At 56.7% G+C, this 18,661-nt stretch carries 19 protein-coding genes; 1 reads left to right on the top strand and 18 read right to left on the bottom strand.

The window, feature by feature from the left end; all coding sequences use genetic code 11:
* Position 1 precedes the first annotated feature (1 nt).
* Complete coding sequence (locus OR1_RS10055) at positions 2-796, top strand: alpha/beta fold hydrolase (RefSeq protein ID WP_041971690.1); 795 nt, start codon at positions 2-4, stop codon at positions 794-796.
* 6 nt (positions 797-802) lie between these two features.
* Here the strand turns inward: OR1_RS10055 and OR1_RS10060 are convergent, their stop codons facing one another.
* The 18 genes from OR1_RS10060 to OR1_RS10145 all read right to left on the bottom strand — a co-directional run bounded on the left by OR1_RS10060 (position 803) and on the right by OR1_RS10145 (position 18,422).
* Positions 803-1,192 carry a response regulator gene (locus OR1_RS10060; protein ID WP_041971691.1) on the bottom strand — a complete coding sequence of 130 codons (390 nt, stop codon included), beginning with the start codon at positions 1,190-1,192 and terminating at the stop codon, positions 803-805.
* Positions 1,189-2,655 carry a DUF342 domain-containing protein gene (locus tag OR1_RS10065; protein ID WP_041971692.1) on the bottom strand — a complete coding sequence of 489 codons (1,467 nt, stop codon included), beginning with the start codon at positions 2,653-2,655 and terminating at the stop codon, positions 1,189-1,191. The genes OR1_RS10060 and OR1_RS10065 overlap by 4 nt, the downstream gene beginning before the upstream one ends.
* An 86-nt stretch (positions 2,656-2,741) precedes the next feature.
* Positions 2,742-4,922 (bottom strand): ATP-binding protein, encoded by a 2,181-nt coding sequence (locus OR1_RS10070; RefSeq protein WP_041971693.1) that lies wholly within the window; start codon positions 4,920-4,922, stop codon positions 2,742-2,744.
* Positions 4,915-5,787 (bottom strand): HDOD domain-containing protein, encoded by an 873-nt coding sequence (locus OR1_RS10075; protein ID WP_041971694.1) that lies wholly within the window; start codon positions 5,785-5,787, stop codon positions 4,915-4,917. Before OR1_RS10075 ends, OR1_RS10070 begins: the two co-directional genes overlap by 8 nt.
* Positions 5,777-6,109: a hypothetical protein gene (locus tag OR1_RS10080; RefSeq protein WP_152609861.1), complete on the bottom strand. Its 333-nt coding sequence runs from the start codon at positions 6,107-6,109 to the stop codon at positions 5,777-5,779. The genes OR1_RS10075 and OR1_RS10080 overlap by 11 nt, the downstream gene beginning before the upstream one ends.
* Before the next feature lie 73 nt (positions 6,110-6,182).
* Entirely contained in the window at positions 6,183-8,246 is a 2,064-nt protein-coding gene (fusA, locus tag OR1_RS10085; RefSeq protein WP_041971696.1) for an elongation factor G, read from the bottom strand.
* Positions 8,247-8,316: 70 nt separating this feature from the next.
* Positions 8,317-9,096, bottom strand: a complete 780-nt coding sequence (gene scpB, locus OR1_RS10090) for a methylmalonyl-CoA decarboxylase (RefSeq protein ID WP_041971697.1) — start codon at positions 9,094-9,096, stop codon at positions 8,317-8,319.
* An 89-nt stretch (positions 9,097-9,185) separates the two neighbouring features.
* Positions 9,186-10,751, bottom strand: coding sequence for a 4Fe-4S binding protein (locus tag OR1_RS10095; RefSeq protein WP_041971699.1), 1,566 nt, complete (start codon positions 10,749-10,751; stop codon positions 9,186-9,188).
* 7 nt (positions 10,752-10,758) lie between these two features.
* A complete protein-coding gene (locus tag OR1_RS10100) occupies positions 10,759-11,157 on the bottom strand; it encodes a type II toxin-antitoxin system VapC family toxin (RefSeq protein WP_041971701.1) in 399 nt (132 codons plus the stop codon).
* Positions 11,154-11,393, bottom strand: a complete 240-nt coding sequence (locus OR1_RS10105; protein WP_041971702.1) for a type II toxin-antitoxin system Phd/YefM family antitoxin — start codon at positions 11,391-11,393, stop codon at positions 11,154-11,156. The genes OR1_RS10100 and OR1_RS10105 overlap by 4 nt, the downstream gene beginning before the upstream one ends.
* A 159-nt stretch (positions 11,394-11,552) precedes the next feature.
* Positions 11,553-11,921, bottom strand: a complete 369-nt coding sequence (locus OR1_RS21560; protein ID WP_305047293.1) for an ADP-ribose-binding protein — start codon at positions 11,919-11,921, stop codon at positions 11,553-11,555.
* Positions 11,922-12,176: 255 nt separating this feature from the next.
* Positions 12,177-12,983 (bottom strand): hypothetical protein, encoded by an 807-nt coding sequence (locus OR1_RS10115; RefSeq protein ID WP_041971705.1) that lies wholly within the window; start codon positions 12,981-12,983, stop codon positions 12,177-12,179.
* 98 nt (positions 12,984-13,081) lie between these two features.
* Positions 13,082-13,915, bottom strand: a complete 834-nt coding sequence (locus tag OR1_RS10120; RefSeq protein ID WP_237754273.1) for a 4Fe-4S binding protein — start codon at positions 13,913-13,915, stop codon at positions 13,082-13,084.
* A 70-nt stretch (positions 13,916-13,985) separates the two neighbouring features.
* The gene (locus OR1_RS10125) at positions 13,986-14,438 is read right to left on the bottom strand and encodes a hypothetical protein (RefSeq protein WP_041971706.1); all 453 of its coding nucleotides are present in this window, start codon (positions 14,436-14,438) and stop codon (positions 13,986-13,988) included.
* Positions 14,439-14,669: 231 nt separating this feature from the next.
* On the bottom strand, positions 14,670-15,551 hold the full coding sequence (locus tag OR1_RS10130; protein WP_041971707.1) for a DUF362 domain-containing protein: 882 nt from the start codon (positions 15,549-15,551) through the stop codon (positions 14,670-14,672).
* Between the two features lie 39 nt (positions 15,552-15,590).
* Positions 15,591-16,289, bottom strand: a complete 699-nt coding sequence (locus OR1_RS10135) for a Smr/MutS family protein (RefSeq protein WP_041971708.1) — start codon at positions 16,287-16,289, stop codon at positions 15,591-15,593.
* A gap of 11 nt (positions 16,290-16,300) precedes the next feature.
* Positions 16,301-17,197 (bottom strand): OmpA family protein, encoded by an 897-nt coding sequence (locus OR1_RS10140; RefSeq protein WP_041971709.1) that lies wholly within the window; start codon positions 17,195-17,197, stop codon positions 16,301-16,303.
* 10 nt (positions 17,198-17,207) lie between these two features.
* Positions 17,208-18,422 (bottom strand): DUF401 family protein, encoded by a 1,215-nt coding sequence (locus OR1_RS10145; protein ID WP_041971710.1) that lies wholly within the window; start codon positions 18,420-18,422, stop codon positions 17,208-17,210.
* Positions 18,423-18,661: the final 239 nt, after the last annotated feature.

Raw genomic sequence — 18,661 nt, forward strand, 5'->3', positions numbered from 1 at the left:
GATGCAGGCCTTTGTCAATGGGATTGCCCTCGGTTACGACGATACCGGGGAAGGTGTGCCCATTCTTCTGATTCACGGTTTTCCCCTCTGCCGGAAAATGTGGCGTCCCCAGGTCAACAAGCTCCCGCTGGCCGGTTTTCGGGTGATTGCCCCGGACCTGCGCGGTTTCGGGGAAAGCGATGCCCCTGAAGGCCCGTACAGCATGGACATCTTCGCCGACGACCTGATCGGACTGCTTGATTACCTGGAAATCGAACGGGCGGTTATCGGCGGGATGTCGATGGGGGGGTATGTGCTTTTCAACCTGGTGGAGCGTTACCCGGAACGGGTCAAAGGCGCCATATTCATCACGACCAGGGCAACCCCGGACGATGAGACCGCCAAGGCCCGCAGGCTCCAGCTTGCCGCGGAAGTCAGGAAACTGGGCCCGCAGATGGTGGCCGACCCGTTTGCGTCGATCCTGTTTGCACCCGGAACGGAACAGGAGCGGCCGAAACTGGTGGAAGAGGTATACGGGTGGATGGCGGCCAATGATTCCAGGGGGCTTGCGGGTGGCCTCCTGGCAATGAGGGAACGGAAGGACTACTCTGCAGCGCTCGGTTCGTTCAACATCCCGGCACTGGCCATAGGCGCGGAACTTGACCAGGCAGCCCCCCCTGCGACCAGCACGGCGATCGCCGCCGGTATCCCGGGATGCAGGCTCTGCATAGTACCAAGCGCCGGGCATCTGGCAAATCTGGAGGATGTAAAGACCTTCAACAGTTGTGTGCTGGAGTTTCTCTCGTCTCTGGGTTAGCCTGGTTCAGCTGGGGAGATTGTATTTTCTCAGGAGATCCTTGAATGTCTTGCCGATAACCGGCTTGGTCAGGTAATCGTCACACTCCCCTTCGCTGATCGCCTCGATCATGTCGTCAGGGGAACTGCTGGCAGTGATCATGAAAATCGTCGCCCGCCCCCCCTTGCCGGCCCCCTCCAGGTCCCGGATCTTTCTCAGCGCCTCCAGCCCTCCCATTACCGGCATGGTTATATCAAGACAGATCAGGTCATAATACGCACCTTTAGCAATCGCCTGGCTGACCAGAGTGATAGCCTCCTCTCCGTTTACCGCATAATCGATCTCGGCTTCAGCCTGAATGGCAAAACCGAGCATTTCCCGCGTCAACTGGCAATCGTCGACAATAAGCGCCTTCATGAAGCTACCCCCTTCGCTCTTCTGAGCATGAACTCGTGCTGCTGTACATACGCGCGTTCAATATCCTGCGCCCGGACCGACAGATCAGTGAGGCTGATACACCTGAAGCCACCCTCGATCGTGTTTTCAATGATCGAAATCGGTCCGTTTTGTTCCTCCTTCATCTCTTCGCAGATGCTGCCGACCGTAATGTTCACCCCGTCATAGAGCTTTTTCTTTACATTTACCTTGGGATTGCAGCCAACATATTGCCGGGCACGAACCTCCTGAATCCGGTTGGCAATCTCGGCCCGCGCCCGGGAGAAATCGGTTTTATCCATTGTCCCCTTGCCGGCGTTGAAACTGGCGATCAACTGTTTCATGTCGTTAAAGAGGCGATTGATCTCTTCCTGGTCACGATAATTGACCCCGACCACGATCAAGGTGCGCAAAGAGGTGACGGTGCCGATGCTCGCCGCTTCCACCCCTCCCATGGCCACACACTCGCCGCCGGACAACCCGCCCCGGTTGACCCGGACCGATCCGAGAGCCTTTATGCTGCAGTTCCGCATTTCGTACTCGACAACTATGTCGCCGGCAGTCTCAATCGCCACATCATTGATATAATTGGCGAACACATTCCCTCCGGCTGAAACTTCCCCCTTGCCCTGACCGTTCATGCCGCCAAAAGAGATGTCGCCGAGGCTCTCTACCCGGCATACCCCGATATTTCCGCGCACCTTTATCCCTTTGCTGGCATTGATCGAAAATCCGTCCAGCACATCCCCGGACACATCGAGAAAACCGTTAAAGAGCACATTGCCGACCTTGAAGTCCACGTCTCCCCTGATCTTGTACACATCTTCGACGGAAATTTCGCCACCCTGGCAGAAGACCCGGCCATCGGCCTCGGCATGAAGAGAACAGCCGTCCGGAGCCAGGGAGACATTACCGGCCAGAACGAGATTCAAAGGAGTACCGGGTTTTGGTGGTATTACCGTGCCGGAAACCGTTAATCCGGGCGTACCTTCGCCCGGCGGCAGCACCTGGCCGACCAGGTCCCCCGTAGTGACATTGCAGAAACTCTGCACGACCCGAAAATCGACAGTTTCGTTTTCGGCATCTTCTTCGGCATCCTCCTCGGCCGATTCCAGAGAATCCTTGACTGTCAGGGCTATACTGCCGTCTTCGCCCGGCACCATCGGAATGCCATAAGCCAGCGGGTGTCCGTCTACTTCGGTATGGGAAATTGCGGCCGCGAGCAGTTCTTCCACGGCGTCGTCGTTGATCCCTTCCCTGACCTTGGCCTGGGCCAGATAGTTCGACAGCTCTTCGTGGGACAGGGGTGCGCCGTTTGGCGACGGCGTGTAGGTGGATTTACACACGAGGCCGTCCGGAGCAACCTCCAGCATTAATGTATAGCCGAGACGCTTGAACTCGAACCTTTTGGCCTCTTTCTGGCCAACCACGGCATTATCCGCCATGACTCCCCCCTGAAGAACAGAACAAAGGCTTCCGGGCACAATTCAACACCGGCAACAACTCCGGGGCTGAAACAGCGCAGCGCAGCTTAAACTGCAGCCAGATCGCTTCTGACCGTATCTTTGAAAACATCGAACTCCTCTTTAAGTGACCGATAACGGGGTAACAGCCCTGCGACCGACCCTGCTCTGGCAGCGTCTTCCATCTCTGCGGCAATCCTCTTCATTCTGCCGGCAGCAATGTTTGCCGCTGCCCCTTTGATCGTATGCGCCTTTATCCTGACATTCTCAACATTACCGGTCTCGATCGCTTCTCCCAGTTCGGCAATATTGGGTTCAGCGGCGTCTATGAACATGCCGATAAATTTGACCAGGTACGAAGTTTCGCCATCCAGCCGGTCCAGAAGCTCTTTACGATTGAAAACATCCTCATCCGAGTCAGCTTGGTCCGGATTCTCTTCGGCGCTTTGGCCAGTGACAACCGGCCGTTCCGGGGAGAGGATCATGCCGTCCTTTGCCTCATCCAGCCGGTTGATGACCCGGTAGACCTCTTCTTCTTTGACCGGTTTGCCAATGAACGAATCCATCCCTGCTTCATGGCAGACCTCCACATCTTCCTTCATGACATTGGCGGTCATGGCGCAGATATGCGTCCGCCTCCCGCTCCCCTCTTCCAGCCGCCGGATCTCCCTGGTGGCCTGCAGTCCGTCCATGACCGGCATATGGATATCCATGAACACCAGATCGTACATCTCCTGCTCCCACATCTCCAGCGCCTGCTTGCCGTTCTCGGCACAAGTGATGGCATGATCGCCGGTCTTGCCGATGATCTTCCGGGAAACAAGCTGGTTGACCGGGATATCATCAACGATCAGTATCCGCAAAGGCCGGCAGACAAACGTTTGCAGCAGCTCTTCATGCGGCAGCGCCGGGCATTGCCCGGTCAGCGGGAGCTGCAGCGGGATGGTAACCGAAAACGCACTCCCCGCCCCTTCCGTGCTCTGCACCTCGATTTCGCCCCCCATCAGCTGGGTCAGGCTCCTGGTGATCGACAAGCCGAGGCCGGTCCCCCCGTAAAGTCTCGTCGTAGAGCTGTCCGCCTGGGTAAACTTGTCGAAGATCCGTGCCAGCGCCGTTGACGGGATGCCGATGCCGGTATCGGTGACGGTGAACCGGACCTTGACCTTCCCCTCGCCCCGGCTCTCCTCGCGGCATTCGAGGACAACACCGCCATGAGAGGTAAACTTGATGGCATTGCCCAGAAGATTGTTGAGAATCTGGGCGATCCGTACCGGGTCTCCCACCACCGATTCCGGGAAATCTTCCGGCAGCTTCAGTTCGCAGTAAATGTTTTTTTCTTTTGCCTTGAGTTTCAAAGGCTGCAGGGTGCCCTCAAGGTATTTCCGGACCCGGAACGGGATCTCTTCCAGGGTGATCTTGCCGGCTTCGATCTTGGAGAAATCCAGGATGTCATTGATGATGGTCAGCAGGTTATCGGCAGAGAGCTGGAGGGAATCGACGTAAAGCCGCTGGTCTTCTGTAAGTTCAGTGTCATTGATCAGCTTTGCCAGGCCGATGATGCCGTTCATCGGGGTCCTGATCTCATGACTCATGTTGGCCAGGAACTCGCTTTTGGCCTTGGTCGCGGATTCTGCCTGTCTGCGGGCCGACTCGAGCTCCATCGTCCGTACCTGCACCATCTTTTCCAGATTCTGCATATGATCGTGCAGCATCTCGTAAAGCGAGGCATTCTCCACGGCATAGGCGGTGCTGGTAAGGATGATGCTCATGGCAGTCTGTGAGGCAAAGTCGGAATTCAGGCGGCACCCTTCCAGAATCCCCGCAAACATCCCGTGTATCCGGGATTGCGTCGCAAGCACATGAAGGACCAGAGATTCGCTCCCGCTTTCCACCGGAACAATTACGGGACGGTTCTGGTTCAGGGCCCAGGGGAATGTGCCGTCCAGAATTTTCGCATCAACCTCTGCCGCCAGTACCGGTTCCGCCTCGTGCGGATCACAGAGCATCAGCTTGAAGCTGGCATCCTCCTCGATGTTGTAGTAAGACAGGGTAGTAAATGGTATCAACCGGCGCAACTGCCCGAACATGGCCTTGATTACGACCGAAGTGTCCTGTTTGCGATAGATGTCGGACTGGAAATCGTTGCAGGCGGCAAGGATATCGAGGGTCCGGACATAGTTCAGGTTGCTCTCTTCGAGAAAACTGATCCGTTCCAGAAGCTTGGCCGGGTTGTCGCTCTGACTAGGCACTTGCCCCCCTCCCGAACAACGCCTGTTCCGTCTCGGTAACCGTTTTATCGATCTGCTTGATGAGCGATGCAAACAGAAAAGGGGAGAGATTCAGGCCGGCCCAGACCTTTTCGTCAAGCTGGGGGACAAAAAGGCCGCCGCTGCTGCCGATCTGGAGCGCATGGGCAATAATATCAGCCAGATGCAGCAGAGATGCCTCGCGCGGGTACTGTTCCGCCCTATTGGGCCGGTGATGAAACTCAACCGGCTCGGCCACACTGGGAGGGATTTTCCATTTCCTCAGGAGCCTGCCGCCGACCTCGGCATGGTCGAACAACAGGCGCTCCCGCTCCACATGGTACAGGAGCCGCCCTTGGCCCCGGCACTCTTCGAGCATTTCCTTGCAGAGTTCGGGGACTTTGATGAACATTATGAGTCTGCCCACATCATGCAGAATCCCGGCGACAAAAAAACGCTCCAGGTTGGATTCCCTTTGACTGGTAGCAATCAACCGGGCCGTCAGCCCGGTGACGATGCTGTGCCGCCAGAACTGTTCCATGTTGATCAGCTCTTTCGGTATCCCGGCAAACACATCCATTACCGATAACGCCAGAGCGAGATCCCTGACCTGCTGGATGCCGATAATGGTAACTGCATGGCTGATCGTCTCTATCCTGGAAAAATAGCCGAACAACGGGCTGTTGGCCAGTTTCAGAATACGCGCGGTCAGTCCCTGGTCTTCGGAAATGATCTTGCCGATATCGGTAATGGAACTCCTAGGGTTGTTTATCGCTTCGTCAAGGCGGGCATAAAACAGCGGCAGAGAATGAACGGTGGAGACATCCTGGATAATCTCGTCAATGCTTATTTTGAGGTCAGGAGGCATGCATTGCCTTCCTTATTATGCATAGCCGGAGCAGTTCCTTTATTGCCGGATGCTCAAGGTTATTGTGGATAAAAAGCGGCTTCACGTTGGCCTCTGCCTCGGCGAGCGCCTCCGGGCTGATCTCTTCGTCCCCGTGACCGGCGGCTTCGGTCTCGCTTCCCCCGACGATCTCTGCTTCCAGAATCCCCCAGGTGCGTAAAATCTGCAGGTGCTTTTCCGTCAACTCAACCCCTTCGGGCAACAAAAGCCGGCCGCTGCGATCGCAGACATTGCTCTTCAGGATCATGCCGGCGGCAAGGTTGTCGATTGATACAGTAGCCAAAGGGAATCCCTTCAATTAAGAATAGTTACCCCACTAACATCGTTATCCTTATAATCGGCAGAAAATTCCGCAACTACAGTCCGAATTTTAGCCGCAGCTCCTGAGGGGCATTGACAAAAGAGTCAAACTCCATGCTGAATGTGCCGCGCCCCTTGGTGGCGCTCCTGAGCTCGGTCATGTAACCGAAAAGCTCGGCAAGCGGAACCAGGGCGTGAATGACCTCCATCTCGCCAAGGCCGTCGATCCCCTCGATCCGGCCCCGTTTCTGCTGGAGCGTCCCGATGACCCGACCGGTTGCTTCGGCCGGAGTGATGATTTCAAGGGCCATAACCGGCTCAAGCATGACAACGCCGGCATCTTTCAATGCCCTGATCAACCCCCGCTGCGCCGCTGCCCTGATCCCGGCCTCGCTGGTCACCCCCTGCTCGAACGGCGCTTCAATGATCTCGATGGCAAGATCGGTAAGCGGATAGCCTGCCAGGCCGCCGGCAGCGCACCCCTTGTGCATGGCTTCCGCAAGGGCGTTTTTCAAATCGTTTGACAATGCGCCGTCATTGAGCCTGTCCAGCGACAGCTGCACCCCGGCTCCCCTCTCCAGCGGCTTGAGGGAAAACAGCACCTCGCCGCCGACCGCCTTCCCCTCCTGCTCGACCCGGAACACCTCCCGATGCGTCAGCCCCCTGGCGACCGTCTCCCGGTAAACTACCTGAGGTCTCCCGGTCTTTACCCCGACACCGAAATCCCTGGCCAAACGGTCGATAATGATCTCCAGATGCAGTTCCCCCATGCCGGTGAGGATGGTTTGCCCGGTTTCACGGTCCTCATGAACCCGGAAGGTCGGGTCTTCCCATTGGAGCTTGTCAAGGGCCGGGAGGAGTTTTTCCCGGTCATCCACCCCCTTTGGCTCCACAGCCAGCGAGACTACCGGCTCGGGAACGTTCATGCCGGCCAGCTCCAGATGCAGCGACGGGTCGCAGAGGGTATCGCCGGTGAGCACATCCTTGAACCCGGTAACGGCAACGATGTCGCCGGCACCGGCATGGTCCGCCGCTTCCCGCCTGTGGGCATGCATCCTGAATATCCGGGCGACCTTTTCGAACCTCCCCCTGGAACCATTCGCCAGCGCCATCCCCGGCTTCAGCGATCCGGAATAGATCCTCAGATAGGTAAGCTTCCGCCCCTCCTCGGCGACAACCTTGAAAGCTAATGCACACAAGGGGGCATCTACAGTGCACGGAATACTGACCTCGTCTCCGGTCGAGGTATTTTTCCCGGTTACAGGCGGCACGTCGAGAGGCGACGGCAGATAAAAGGCAACGGCATCGAGCAGCGGTTGAACCCCCTTGTTGCGCAAGGCAGATCCCAACAGTACCGGGAAAACAGAGCAGGCCAGCGTTCCGGTACGAATTGCCAGGCGCAGCCGCTCGGCAGAGACATCCTCACCGGCGAGGAAATCGGTTAGGATGGTATCGTCAAAGTCGGCCGCCGCCTCAACCAGCTTCTCCCTGGCAACGGCTGCCTGCTCCCGGAACGAGTCCGGCAGCTCCTGCCTGGTTACCGTCATCCCGAGATCGGTGTCGGCAAAGGTGATCATCTGCCGGTCAAGCAGGTCGATCACCCCGCTGAAGGCAGCTTCGCTCCCCACAGGGAGCTGCAGCAGCAGCGGCCTGGCCCCCAACCGCCGCTCCATCTGGGCCAGTACCGCTTCATGGTCGCTGCCGACCCGGTCCAGCTTGTTAACAAAGCAGATCCGCGGCACCCGGTAACGCTCGGCCTGGCGCCAGACCGATTCGCTCTGCGGCTGGACCCCTTCCACGCCGCTGAATACGGCAATCGCGCCGTCCAGCACCCTCATGCTCCGCTCCACCTCCATGGTGAAGTCGATATGGCCCGGCGTGTCGATCAGATTGATCCGGATATCGCGCCAGTTGCAGCAGGTGGCAGTCGCAGTGATGGTGATGCCGCGCTCCTGCTCCTGCGGCATCCAGTCCATGGTGGCCAGGCCGTCGTGCACCTCCCCCATCCGGTGCGTCTCACCGGTGTAAAAGAGAATCCGTTCCGACACCGTGGTCTTGCCGGCATCGATATGGGAGATAATGCCGATGTTGCGGATTGCGGAAAGAGGGGGATCAGTCATAACACAATAGTCCTGATTTTTTTGATCTCTATGTCTTCAGAGACGCGATTTTCGTGCAAGGCGCGTCTCTCTATTCTCCGGTGAAATTAGGTGTCCTCTTCTCCATAAACGCCTTGATCCCCTCCGCATAGTCCTTGCTGTCATAAACCATTCTGCGGAGCCCCTGCACCCGCTCGAAGGTATGGGGGCTCATGGGATAGGCACTGGCCAGCAGCCTCATCTGTTCCTTGATGACGGCAATGGTAAGCGGGCTGTTTTGCGTAATCTTCATGGCCAGGTCGTGGGTAAACTCCTCAAGCTCTCCGTCTTCCACCAGGTGATTGAGGATGCCGGCCTTGCGCGCCTGCTCGGACGACAGCGGCTGGGCAGTGAAGAACATCTCCTTGGCAACGTTCACCCCCATTATGTTCATGAAATGAAGAATCCCGGTCACGTTGTACGGCACGCCGATCTTCGCCGGGGTCATGCAGAAGCTGCAGTTCCTGGCGCCGATCAGGATGTCGCAGGAGAGCGCCAGATCGCAGGCGCCACCCCAGACACCCCCCTCGATCATGGCGATGACCGGCATGGTGAGACTCTGCACCGTGCGGAGGATCGTCAGCAACGGGTCGTGATAGGCAAGCGGGTCGCGGCCCGGCAGGGGGAGCTCTCTTACATCATGGCCGGCGGACCAGACCTTGCTCCCCTTTTCGGCACGAAGAATCAGTACCCTGGCTTTGCTTTTCTGAAGCGCTTCGACCGCCTGGATGATCTCGTCCACCATCGCCTTGGAGAGGATATTGCGGCGCTGGGAATAATTGAAGGTTATGGTGCCAATCTGGTCCTGCAGTTGGGTGAGGATGAGAGACATGCCGGTCCTCCTTCAGAGTTGACTACCCTTCAAGGAGTACCAGAGAATCGGACTTCGTCAACCGGCAAATTCGCGGGTTTCGGGATCTTTCATTGATACGGATCGGCTTCCGCAGGTGTTTCGGAGAGCGATGGCAATTCGGCGGACTCTTTCAGAGGGGTTTTGTCCTTGACGCCGAAGACCTCGATCCCGGCTTTACCCTCCAGGGGGCAGACAAATTCGCAGATGCCGCAGCCGTTGCAGATCTCAGTGACGACATACGGCACCAGGACCTCAACTGTCCGGCCGTCCGGTGTTTTCTGCCTCTCCAGACGCGACCGGATCGCCTTCTGCGGGATCGGGCAATGCTCTTCGCAGACAATGCAGCTGGTGTTCCGGGCAAACGGCAGGCAATGGTTCTTGTCGAACACCGCCTTACCGATCACCTCCCGCTGCTTCCGCTCCTTCGGCAGGTTGGGGATCGCGCCGGTGGGACAGACCTGGCCGCAGAGCGTGCAGTTGTATTCGCAGTAACCGAGCCTCGCCAAGACTACCGGGGTGTATACCCCTTCCAGCCCCGCCTGCATGATCGCCGGGTAGAGCGCGCTCTTCACGCAGACCTTAAGGCACTCGCCGCACCGGACGCACTTCTGCAGGAACTCATGTTCGTTGCGCACCCCCGGCGGCCGCAGCAGCCGCGCCTCGGCCTCCGGCTTCCGGAAACGGAACAGCCGGGAAGCGAACAAGCCGGAAACGATCCCTCCCAGCAGAACCCGGCGCTCAGGGAGATAATCGCCGCCGCTGGCGGCAAGGCCCGTCAGGCGAAACCTTACCCTGTTGTGCGGGCAGTGGAGCTGGCACTCCATGCAGAGGATGCACTCGTCTTTCTGCAGAACCTCCCGGTCGAAAGATGTCGGGCAAAGCTCTTGGCAGGAGCCGCAGTCGCTGCACAGCTTTGCCGGCATGCGAACAAAGGGGGACAGCCGTCCAAAGAGCCCGAGCAGGGTGCCGAGCGGACAGAGCCGACGGCACCAGCAGCGGGGCTCGTATTTTTCGAGGAACAGGATCAGGCCTAATATCAGTAGCGAGAGGAACGCCAGCGGATAGATCGTCTCCCGGAACGGGAGCAGGTAATCGCGGATCAGCGCATAGGCAGGGGCAATGGTATCGCGGCTGTCGCCCATCACCCGGTACAGGCCGACCCACCCCGACCTGAAGGTTTCGCCGACCAGCGGATACAGGGCAAAGGTCAGGGCGCGGAGCAGGATGGCGATCGGATCGAGCAGTCCGGCAAGGTTGACGCCGAAGAGCGCCGCAAACAGCAGCGGCAGCAGCAGCCAGTATTTGGTATTGCCGCCTAGAGCCCGGATCGGCCCCGACTTGGCGATTCGGCCGGTCACCAGGTCCAGGACAGTCCCGAGCGGACAGATCCAGCCGCAGAAAAACCGCCCCAGCAGGGCAGTTGCAACCAGGGTCACTGTTGCCGGAAACAGGAGCCAGGACCAGCTCTTGGCAGCGAGGAGGTAACTGACGAGCACCAGCGGGTTGGCACGGAAGAACGCATTGACCGCGGCATTGATCTCGTCGCTTCCCCGGTATTCGGTCCGGACGAACAGGACCAGGAACAGCGCCAGGAACAGCAGCTGGCTTATGCGGCTGGAGGTAATTTTTTTCATCACACTCTCACCAGATCACCTTCAGTCCCTGCTTTTTATACGCTGCACATGCTTTGTCCTGTGAGATAAAAGTCAGTTTTCTTGAGATTGCCTGCCAGATCAGCAGACAATCAAAAGGGTCCTTGTGTTCCAGTCGCGGCAAATGGTGAAAGGTTGCAGCATCAGCTTCGGCAAGCGGCAAAACCTCAAAACCTGCCTGCCGGACAAGGCAGGGGAAATCTTCGGGGCCAACATTGTTGAGTTCAAGCCTGCCGATAGAATACTTCAACGACAGTTCCCAGAAGGAGACCACGCTGACAAATATGGTTTCGTCGGCATTACCAAGAATCTCCGCCCCCTTTCTGCCCAGTCGAGTCGGCTCGAACAGTGACCAGAGCAGCGTATGGGTGTCGAGAAGAAAATTCATGACTTCAACAATTCTTCATCGGACAAGGCAAAATCTTCCCGAAGCGAAAAGGTCGCCTTCCCTGCCAGCAGCCCAAGCTTGCGTTCCGGTTTGCCCTGATAGTGCGAAAAAGGGACCAGAACGGCGATCTTCTCCTTTTTCTTGCCGAAGCTGATTACTACATCCTCGCCACTTTGCACCATGTCGAGGACTTCTGAAAAATGAGCTTTGACCTCACCGACTGTCATGGTTTGCATAATAAAGATCCTCGCTGTTTTTCTTAAATATTACCTTTTCGTGACAAGTTGTCAAGAAAAGGTAATATTGATTGTCCCGTGGGTCCGTTGGTACATATATTCTTTCTCCTGCCCTTATTTTTTTTCAGACAACGTGGCTGAGGCGCACCTGCGAAGCGTTTAGCGAAGCCCGTGTGCCGCCGAGTGGTTGGCAGTCCCAACGGTGATTACTGTAAACCGGTCATCGAAAAGGTCAACAAGTAGTCGCTTAACGTCCGGCCAATCGAGCCCGCCGCCACCACATCCGGGTCGGGGGACGACAATACGAGCCCAACCCTGCAGATCGGCCAGGGCTTTCAGTTCCTCTGCCGAACGCCGAATCAGCCGCAGGTCAGGATTGGCCCACGGGCTTTCTTCCACCGGAAAGCTAACGAGGCCGTCTCCCAATAGATGAACATGGTTGCCTTCGGCTGTCAACAGCCCCCCAAGGCGTGCAGAAAGGTCGGGGAAACGCTCTCTGGCCTGGAGAGCGCACCCGCGGCCCAACACTGCTTCGCCCTTGCGATTGATGTGGCCGTTGGTTGTGATACAGATGATTGCTTTCCCGAAAAAGTTCCAGATATCGCCGGTAATCTCCTGAATGGTTTCCTCCTTGCTGCATCCCTCTATGCCCTGGACGGCTCAACTTGCCAGTAACTTATTTCTTCTCATTCTTTCGTTGTACAACGAGGACGGCCATGACCGGCGGCGTTAGCTGTCCGTGTCTATGGACGTGGTTAGGCGTCTTGCGGACGCCCCAGACGCTCACTGAGGCCATTGTACTCGGTCCACGCCACCGTACTTGAGCCAAAGACTGCGCATAGCATCGTGATGCTCGACGGTGGCGGCTGGCGAAATCCGAATTCCGAATGAACCGAAGATGTCGTCGATTGAGACACTGAGGGCGCCGCAGTGGCGAGCCCTAAAAGCAAATCTGACCTCATTTTCATTTCTGAACATGTGGTGCTTGTTGAATGGAAGAAGGGAAAGGGTTTCATAGTTGACGCTTCCGCAATGAAGCAAACTGTCAACATCAAGCTGCTTAACGGAATTGGCAAGACTGTCCTTTAGAACTCCGTAGCGTACGGTAATTCCGACGCCCTGCGGACCACCCGCATAACAGTCCCACATAAGATGATCATCGAAATGGTTATCCAGCTGAGTCCAACAAGATATGTTCCATTCTTCAGCCTTCCTTCTTACCAAGCTGCTCCAATCGTCCGCAGACATATTGAGATCATAGAGGATGCGCAGTACCGCCGTTTCATAATCCTCCGGAACACGACACTCCCAATGGTCGGAAAACTGCGTTGCCGTCGGAAAGCTAATCGAACGCGTATGAAGGAACTGAATGAACTTCGACGGAGACAGATACCTGCATATCAGCTGAGTATGGTCTGGTTCCTGCGGCACGGTGCCTGTCCTTAGGAATGCTATGTCATAGATGCATTCAAGAGCCTCATTGATGCCGCACTTGTTATCTGTCAGTACCTTGCGCACTTCTCGCTGAAAATCCGAGGTATCGATGTGCGCGTTCCTGGTATTTACAACATAGTGGTCGTCTTCGATCATATCAGTATGACCTCATTTTATTGCCTAACGGTTCGGGGGCGCACCAGCGGCGCATAGTTTATCGCGCCGACTGTGTGCCGCCTCCTGGTTGGCTGTCCCTACAAGTATATTTCAGGCTCTTTCCGAACACTGAAGTTTGCATACAACCACTCGGCAGCCTGCTTAATACGAGGATCATCCAATAATTTTGCATAGCTTGGGCATGCTTTGACGCAAGCACAGCACCTTATGCACAAATCCTTTGCCGTATTCATGGGATTTTCTTTGTCTATTGCCACCGTAGGGCAGACGGGGACACATTTCCTGCACCTTAAACAAAGAGCTTCATTCACAGATGGCACTACGCCTGAAAGCATCTGAATTTCTTTGTAGGGGAAATTTCCAGGTACTTGAAGAAGTTCGTTTGTATTGCTGATTTCGGTCATAAATTTTTTGCGAATTTCTTTTCCGAATTTATGGGCTGTTGCCATGTCGTCAGCATCAGGCCGACTCTTTGCAATTGGCAAGTCAGAAGTTGAATAGGAATGCTCTCCAATAAATGCTCCAGCCGCAATGGGCTTGAAGCCAATCTCAATGGCAACATTCCGCAATTCGATAAGTGCGTCTTCGTATGCTCGATTACCGTAAACTACAACAATGACAGCCGGTCTTCCGTTTCCTTTAATTTGTTTAAACCTAGAGAGCATGACAGAAGGTAGCCTCCCGGCATAAACTGGGGCACCGATGATTGCCAAATCTTGAGTGAATCCTTGGCTCGGATGGGCAATTGTATCAGGTAGTGTCAGATCAAAATATTGCTTTGTTGTTACTTGCAGTCCTTGTGCGATACCTTCGATTATCTTCTTGGTAGTTTGCGTCGGAGAAAAGAGAATTAGCCCTGTTGAATCGATAATCATTTTTACCCTCACCATTTCAGTTATTACTTTTTTCATTTCCAGCCAACAGTGTCGGCCTTGACCTGCCTGGTTTTTCGGGCAGGTCCAAGGACGTGGTTGGAGGCTCTCAGTTTTCAGTATAGAACTTGCTCGTACTCTGAGTCTTCTTCCCCCTGAATAGCGTTACTGCGACGTCTTCAAGGATCTGTTCATTCTTCCAGTAGAAAAACTCGATCCAGTATGTTCTCTTACCTCCGGGGTCTGATGCATCTGCTCTGAATTCACAGACCAATCCGTTGTCGCAAGGCCAGCACGACGGCTTTTGCGTATCTTTGCTTCTACTTGGGCTTTTTTTTAAATCAAATGTTGAAATCGCCTTTTCTACCTCTTGCCACGGTTGACCGATACGCACCACTGTCAAAACCTTCGCTCTTATCTTCCATAGGTCGATAGGTGAGTTTGTTGGGAGTTTGAGATGCTGCCGTATTTGGTCTTCTGGGCTCGCCTGTTTCTCTGCACTAGAGATCGTGGGGAAAGCACCCAACAAAGCAAAAACAAGTAAGGTTTTAATCGTCTTCAATTCTCTCCTCCAACGTCTCAAGGCACCAGCGGCGGAGCTTTTACTCTCTCCCAACGACAAAAGCCGCCCCACCGGCGGCTACCGGTGATGCGGCTTCAGTTGTCATGCGCGTTGCATGGCCATAATTGGCTCCATAACATAAAAGTCCGCTAACCATAAGATTCCGGACGAAAACTGTCAACTGCAAAGCTTGAACAGGTCGTAACCCTTCCAGCGGGTTGCGAATGCCGGTCACACCTTCAGGATCTTGATCCGGTCCAGCCGCATCTCGCCCAGGCCGCGCTGGAAGGCGGCGACCGTTACCGGGATCTCTTCCGGCTTCATGCCGAACAGGGTGGTGGCATAGGCGTCCGCTGCCACGATATCGGTTGACGCGATAACCGTGTTCATCACCTTCACATCCTTCAGGTTGCCACCCTGCGGGCCGTGAGCAGTCAGGATCCGCGTGGCGTCGATCACCGTGAGATGAACCTTCAGGGCGGCATTGATGTCGGCCAGGGCGATGTCGATGTTCTTGTGGATATTGCCGCGGTTACCACCCATGATCCCCATGGCGTTCTTGAGCCCGAGCGTCAGCTTCGACAGGCCGTGGTGCTTTGCCACCGGCACGTTGATGTACACGTCCGCCGACAGCGCCTCGCCGTACAGATCCCACTCCTTCAGAGCCTTGCCGTTCAGGGCGACCTTCTTGTACCGCTCATCTTCCAGGTGCTTGACCTCCACATTCTTCATCCCCTTCAGGGCCGGTTCGATGCCGCTGTTGACATAACAGCGCCGCTCGTCGTTGCAGGTCCGGTCAAAGACCTTCACCTTTTTCGCGCCCGCGGCCAGCGCCTCCTCGACCAGGGCCTTCACGACCTGGGGATGGGTGTTGGCCCCCTGCTCCGTGTTCCGGTCCCACCCCATGTTCGGTTTGATCACCACCACATTGCCCGGCTTGACGAACCGTTTCATACCGCCCAGGGCATTGATTGCATTCCGGGTGGTCTTCGCGTAGTTCTTCCCTTCGGCAACCGCCACCTGCGGCCCCGGAGCCGCCAGCAGCTCCTGCGGCGCCAGCTGCAGCGCCAGTGTCGCCATCCCGGCGGATTTGAGAAAATCCCGTCTGTCCATGCGCTCCCCCTTTTGAGGATTCAGTTAAATATTGGTTATCTAGCCACTGCTGCCGGGCTTGAGAAACACCACATAGGCGCCGTCTCCCCCCATGCTCTCCGGGGCAGGAACGAACTCGGTCACCCATTCCCTGCCGGTGTTGCCGAGCCACTCGGCCACAGCCCCCTGCAGTACCGGTTCGCCGGGCGAATGCACCCCTTTGCCGGCGATCACCAACACCGCCTGCTGGCCGCGCCTGCAGGCCGCCGGGATGAACGAGGTCAGGGCGTCGAGCGCCTCGTCTCTGGTCAGGCCGTGCAGATCGATCTCCAGGTTCAGGCGGATCGTGCCCCGGCGCAACTGCCGCATCCGGCTGATCCGGCGCGGCGTGCTCGGGATATCCTCTTCCGGTACGGCATCGGTAAAGCTGACATCGAGCTTCAGCGCCTTGAGGGCGTCCAGAAAGACCCTGCTCTCATCCGGCTCGACAGTAGGCTCCGGCTTTGCCGGCCGAATCTCGGGCCGCTTCCCCTGCCGAGATGCTGAGCGGGTGTGAATCCTGGCTACGCCCGCCATCTCGGTCAAAAAGAGCAGATCGTCTTCGGCCTGGCTAGCGGACTCCGGTTTTGTTACCGGCGTGACGACCGGCTTGGCCGGCGCGGGCGCTTTATCAACCGCCAGCCCCTTGATGGCCGTGAACGGCCGGACCGCGAACTTCTTGCTGCCGCTGTTTCCTTTGTTCTTCAGTTCCTTGGCCATTGGTCGCCCCCTTACTGGGGAGCAGACGGCAACGACGAAGGTTCATCCCGGTTTACGAGGATTATCTCGATGCGGCGGTTGCTGGCCTGCCCTTCTCTGGTGTTGTTGTCCGCATCCGGCTTGGGGCGGTATTCGCCGTAGGCAACGGCAGACAGGATCTTCGGATCGACCCCCTGCTCCTGCAGGTAACGCGTCACGTTGATCGCCCGGGCCGCGGAGAGTTCCCAGTTGGTGGGGTAGGTCTTGGCAAGGTTGCCGGTGATCGGGTTGTTGTCCGTGTGCCCTTCAATCCGGATATATTTGTCCTGCAGGCTCTTGAAGGTATCGACCATCTTGTTGAGCACCTCGATCCCTTCGGGCTTGACCTCTGCCTTCCCCAGGTCGAAGAGTACCGCGGCCTTCATATCTACCGTCAGCTTGCCGCGCAGCTCCCTGATGGTCAGATCCCCCTTTGCGATCTGCTCCTTCATCTTGTCGGTCATCTCCTCCAGGGTCTTGCTGACCTTCTTGACCTCCTCCTCCTTGACCTTCTGCAGATTTGCCACCTCCTGCTTCAAGCGGCCGTTTTCCGCCTCCAGGTCGGCGATTTTCTGGCGCAGTTCGGTTATGCTCTTGGAAAGGGTATCGGACTTGGCCTTGAGGAGATCGTTCAACTCCTTGTTGTCAATAGTCAGTTTCGCCTTGTCCTTTTCCAGGCCGGCGACATTCCCCTTCAGTTTCGCCACTTCACTCTTCAGGGAGTCGTTCTCCTTGTTGAGCGCGCCATATTTTTGTTTCAAGTCGGCCAGGTCGCTTCCCAGCTGGGTGGCTTCCTGCTCCTTCAACTGGTACTTGCCGCTTGAGACGCAACCGCTCACGGCAAAGGTACAGGCAACTGCGAGAAACAGGAACATTCTGCAATTCTTCATGGTGTCCTCCTTATGGGAAAAAATAGTATGGGGTGAGGCCGGCGGCCAGAACCAGGGCCGACGGCAGTAACAGGCGGCGATATACCTTACCGAAATCGGCGTTGAAGTACTCGCCGGAGAGTACCAGGCAGAGATGCAGCGGCGAAAGCATGACGCCGCAAAAACCGCTGCCGAAGGCGATGGCTGTCAACGCCGGTATGGCCGGGCCTTTGGCAGCCAGGAGCGGCAGGAGAAACGGGAATGTGATCCCCACAAAGCCGACCGTGAGGCCGGTCATGACCCCGGCAAGAAACGGGATGAACATGATCAGGGAGAGCAACGGCAGCCCGCTGGCCGCAAGGAATCCGGATACGCCCATGAGTGCGCCGGTGGCCTCCAGGATCTCCCGGAACAGCAGCACTCCGGCCACCAGCAGGATGACCTTGGCCGAAACGCTTTCCCTGATGGTCTCCCGGATCTTTCCGGCTGTATAGCGATGCCAGAGAAGCAGGCTGAGCACTGCAGCCGACATGGCAAGAAGCGGGTTGACCCCGACGATCACAACCAGCCCCATAGCCAGCATTATCGGGGAAACCGCCTTCAAGAATTCGATTAGCGCCGTAACCCGGCCATTGGTCCTTTCCGTCCCCCTGATTCTCTTTATGCCGTGAAAGCAGAACGGAATCCCCAAAACAGTGACCGCCGCGGCAAAGACGAGGTTCGCGCGGGCAAGATCCCGGAAAGAAAAGCCAGTCATGCCCGAGACCAGGATTATCCCGGGATAGAGGGGTGAGACATACTCCCAGATATGCCGGTACCAGTAGTTTATAAAGGCCTTCTGCTCTGGCCGGAGTTCCGCACCTGCTGCAGCCTGTTCGACCAGCGGAGCGGAGAAGAGCGCCCCGCCGATTGAGGGGAGCAGCCCGATGGTCGCCGGCATTGCGGCCATGACGAACCGGCGGTCAGGAAACAGCCCCGAGACGTTCTCAACCATGCTGGCCATGGCGCCGCTCTTTCTCATGATGTTTTCCATGATCACAGTGCATAAAAGCATCCCGGTCATCTCGACGGCGTTCGGCGAGAGAACGGCGCGATAAAGGCAACCCAGGAAGACGGGAATCGGGGTGAGATACAACAGCGCCAGCAATGTTGAAGCGATCCCCATGACGGTGCCGATAAAGATCCTTTTCCGGAGCAGAATCAGGACCAGTACCAGCACTGACGCGGTTTTCAGCAGATCGGCCATGCGGGCATCCGTTTGTTAAATTTTAACAGGCAGCGGCTTAATGTCAAAACGAGGGGGGTGCGATAGGCCGGCCGGCCTGCGGATGTTTCCGGCAAGACGCGAACAGCGGAAGGTGATGACTTGAAAACCAATAAGAAGACGGAATCGCTAAGAAAATTCAGGGGATTGAAGGGTTTTCTCCAAAAATCCCCGCCGGATATGCGATGCAGCGGAGCGGCCCCAGCAGCAGGCCTGCCCGA

Source organism: Geobacter sp. OR-1 (genome assembly GCF_000813145.1).
Lineage (GTDB): Bacteria > Desulfobacterota > Desulfuromonadia > Geobacterales > DSM-12255 > Geoanaerobacter.

What these genes read in the sequence shown, in the direction of transcription:
- OR1_RS10055 (WP_041971690.1), top strand. Translation starts at nt 2, where the DNA reads ATGCAGGCCTTTGTCAATGGGATTGCCCTCGGTTACGACGATACCGGG.
- OR1_RS10060 (WP_041971691.1), bottom strand. Translation starts at nt 1,192, where the DNA reads ATGAAGGCGCTTATTGTCGACGATTGCCAGTTGACGCGGGAAATGCTC.
- OR1_RS10065 (WP_041971692.1), bottom strand. Translation starts at nt 2,655, where the DNA reads ATGGCGGATAATGCCGTGGTTGGCCAGAAAGAGGCCAAAAGGTTCGAG.
- OR1_RS10075 (WP_041971694.1), bottom strand. Translation starts at nt 5,787, where the DNA reads ATGCCTCCTGACCTCAAAATAAGCATTGACGAGATTATCCAGGATGTC.
- fusA (WP_041971696.1), bottom strand. Translation starts at nt 8,246, where the DNA reads ATGACTGATCCCCCTCTTTCCGCAATCCGCAACATCGGCATTATCTCC.
- scpB (WP_041971697.1), bottom strand. Translation starts at nt 9,096, where the DNA reads ATGTCTCTCATCCTCACCCAACTGCAGGACCAGATTGGCACCATAACC.
- OR1_RS10095 (WP_041971699.1), bottom strand. Translation starts at nt 10,751, where the DNA reads ATGAAAAAAATTACCTCCAGCCGCATAAGCCAGCTGCTGTTCCTGGCG.
- OR1_RS10100 (WP_041971701.1), bottom strand. Translation starts at nt 11,157, where the DNA reads ATGAATTTTCTTCTCGACACCCATACGCTGCTCTGGTCACTGTTCGAG.
- OR1_RS10105 (WP_041971702.1), bottom strand. Translation starts at nt 11,393, where the DNA reads ATGCAAACCATGACAGTCGGTGAGGTCAAAGCTCATTTTTCAGAAGTC.
- OR1_RS10115 (WP_041971705.1), bottom strand. Translation starts at nt 12,983, where the DNA reads ATGATCGAAGACGACCACTATGTTGTAAATACCAGGAACGCGCACATC.
- OR1_RS10120 (WP_237754273.1), bottom strand. Translation starts at nt 13,915, where the DNA reads ATGAAAAAAGTAATAACTGAAATGGTGAGGGTAAAAATGATTATCGAT.
- OR1_RS10130 (WP_041971707.1), bottom strand. Translation starts at nt 15,551, where the DNA reads ATGGACAGACGGGATTTTCTCAAATCCGCCGGGATGGCGACACTGGCG.
- OR1_RS10135 (WP_041971708.1), bottom strand. Translation starts at nt 16,289, where the DNA reads ATGGCCAAGGAACTGAAGAACAAAGGAAACAGCGGCAGCAAGAAGTTC.
- OR1_RS10140 (WP_041971709.1), bottom strand. Translation starts at nt 17,197, where the DNA reads ATGAAGAATTGCAGAATGTTCCTGTTTCTCGCAGTTGCCTGTACCTTT.
- OR1_RS10145 (WP_041971710.1), bottom strand. Translation starts at nt 18,422, where the DNA reads ATGGCCGATCTGCTGAAAACCGCGTCAGTGCTGGTACTGGTCCTGATT.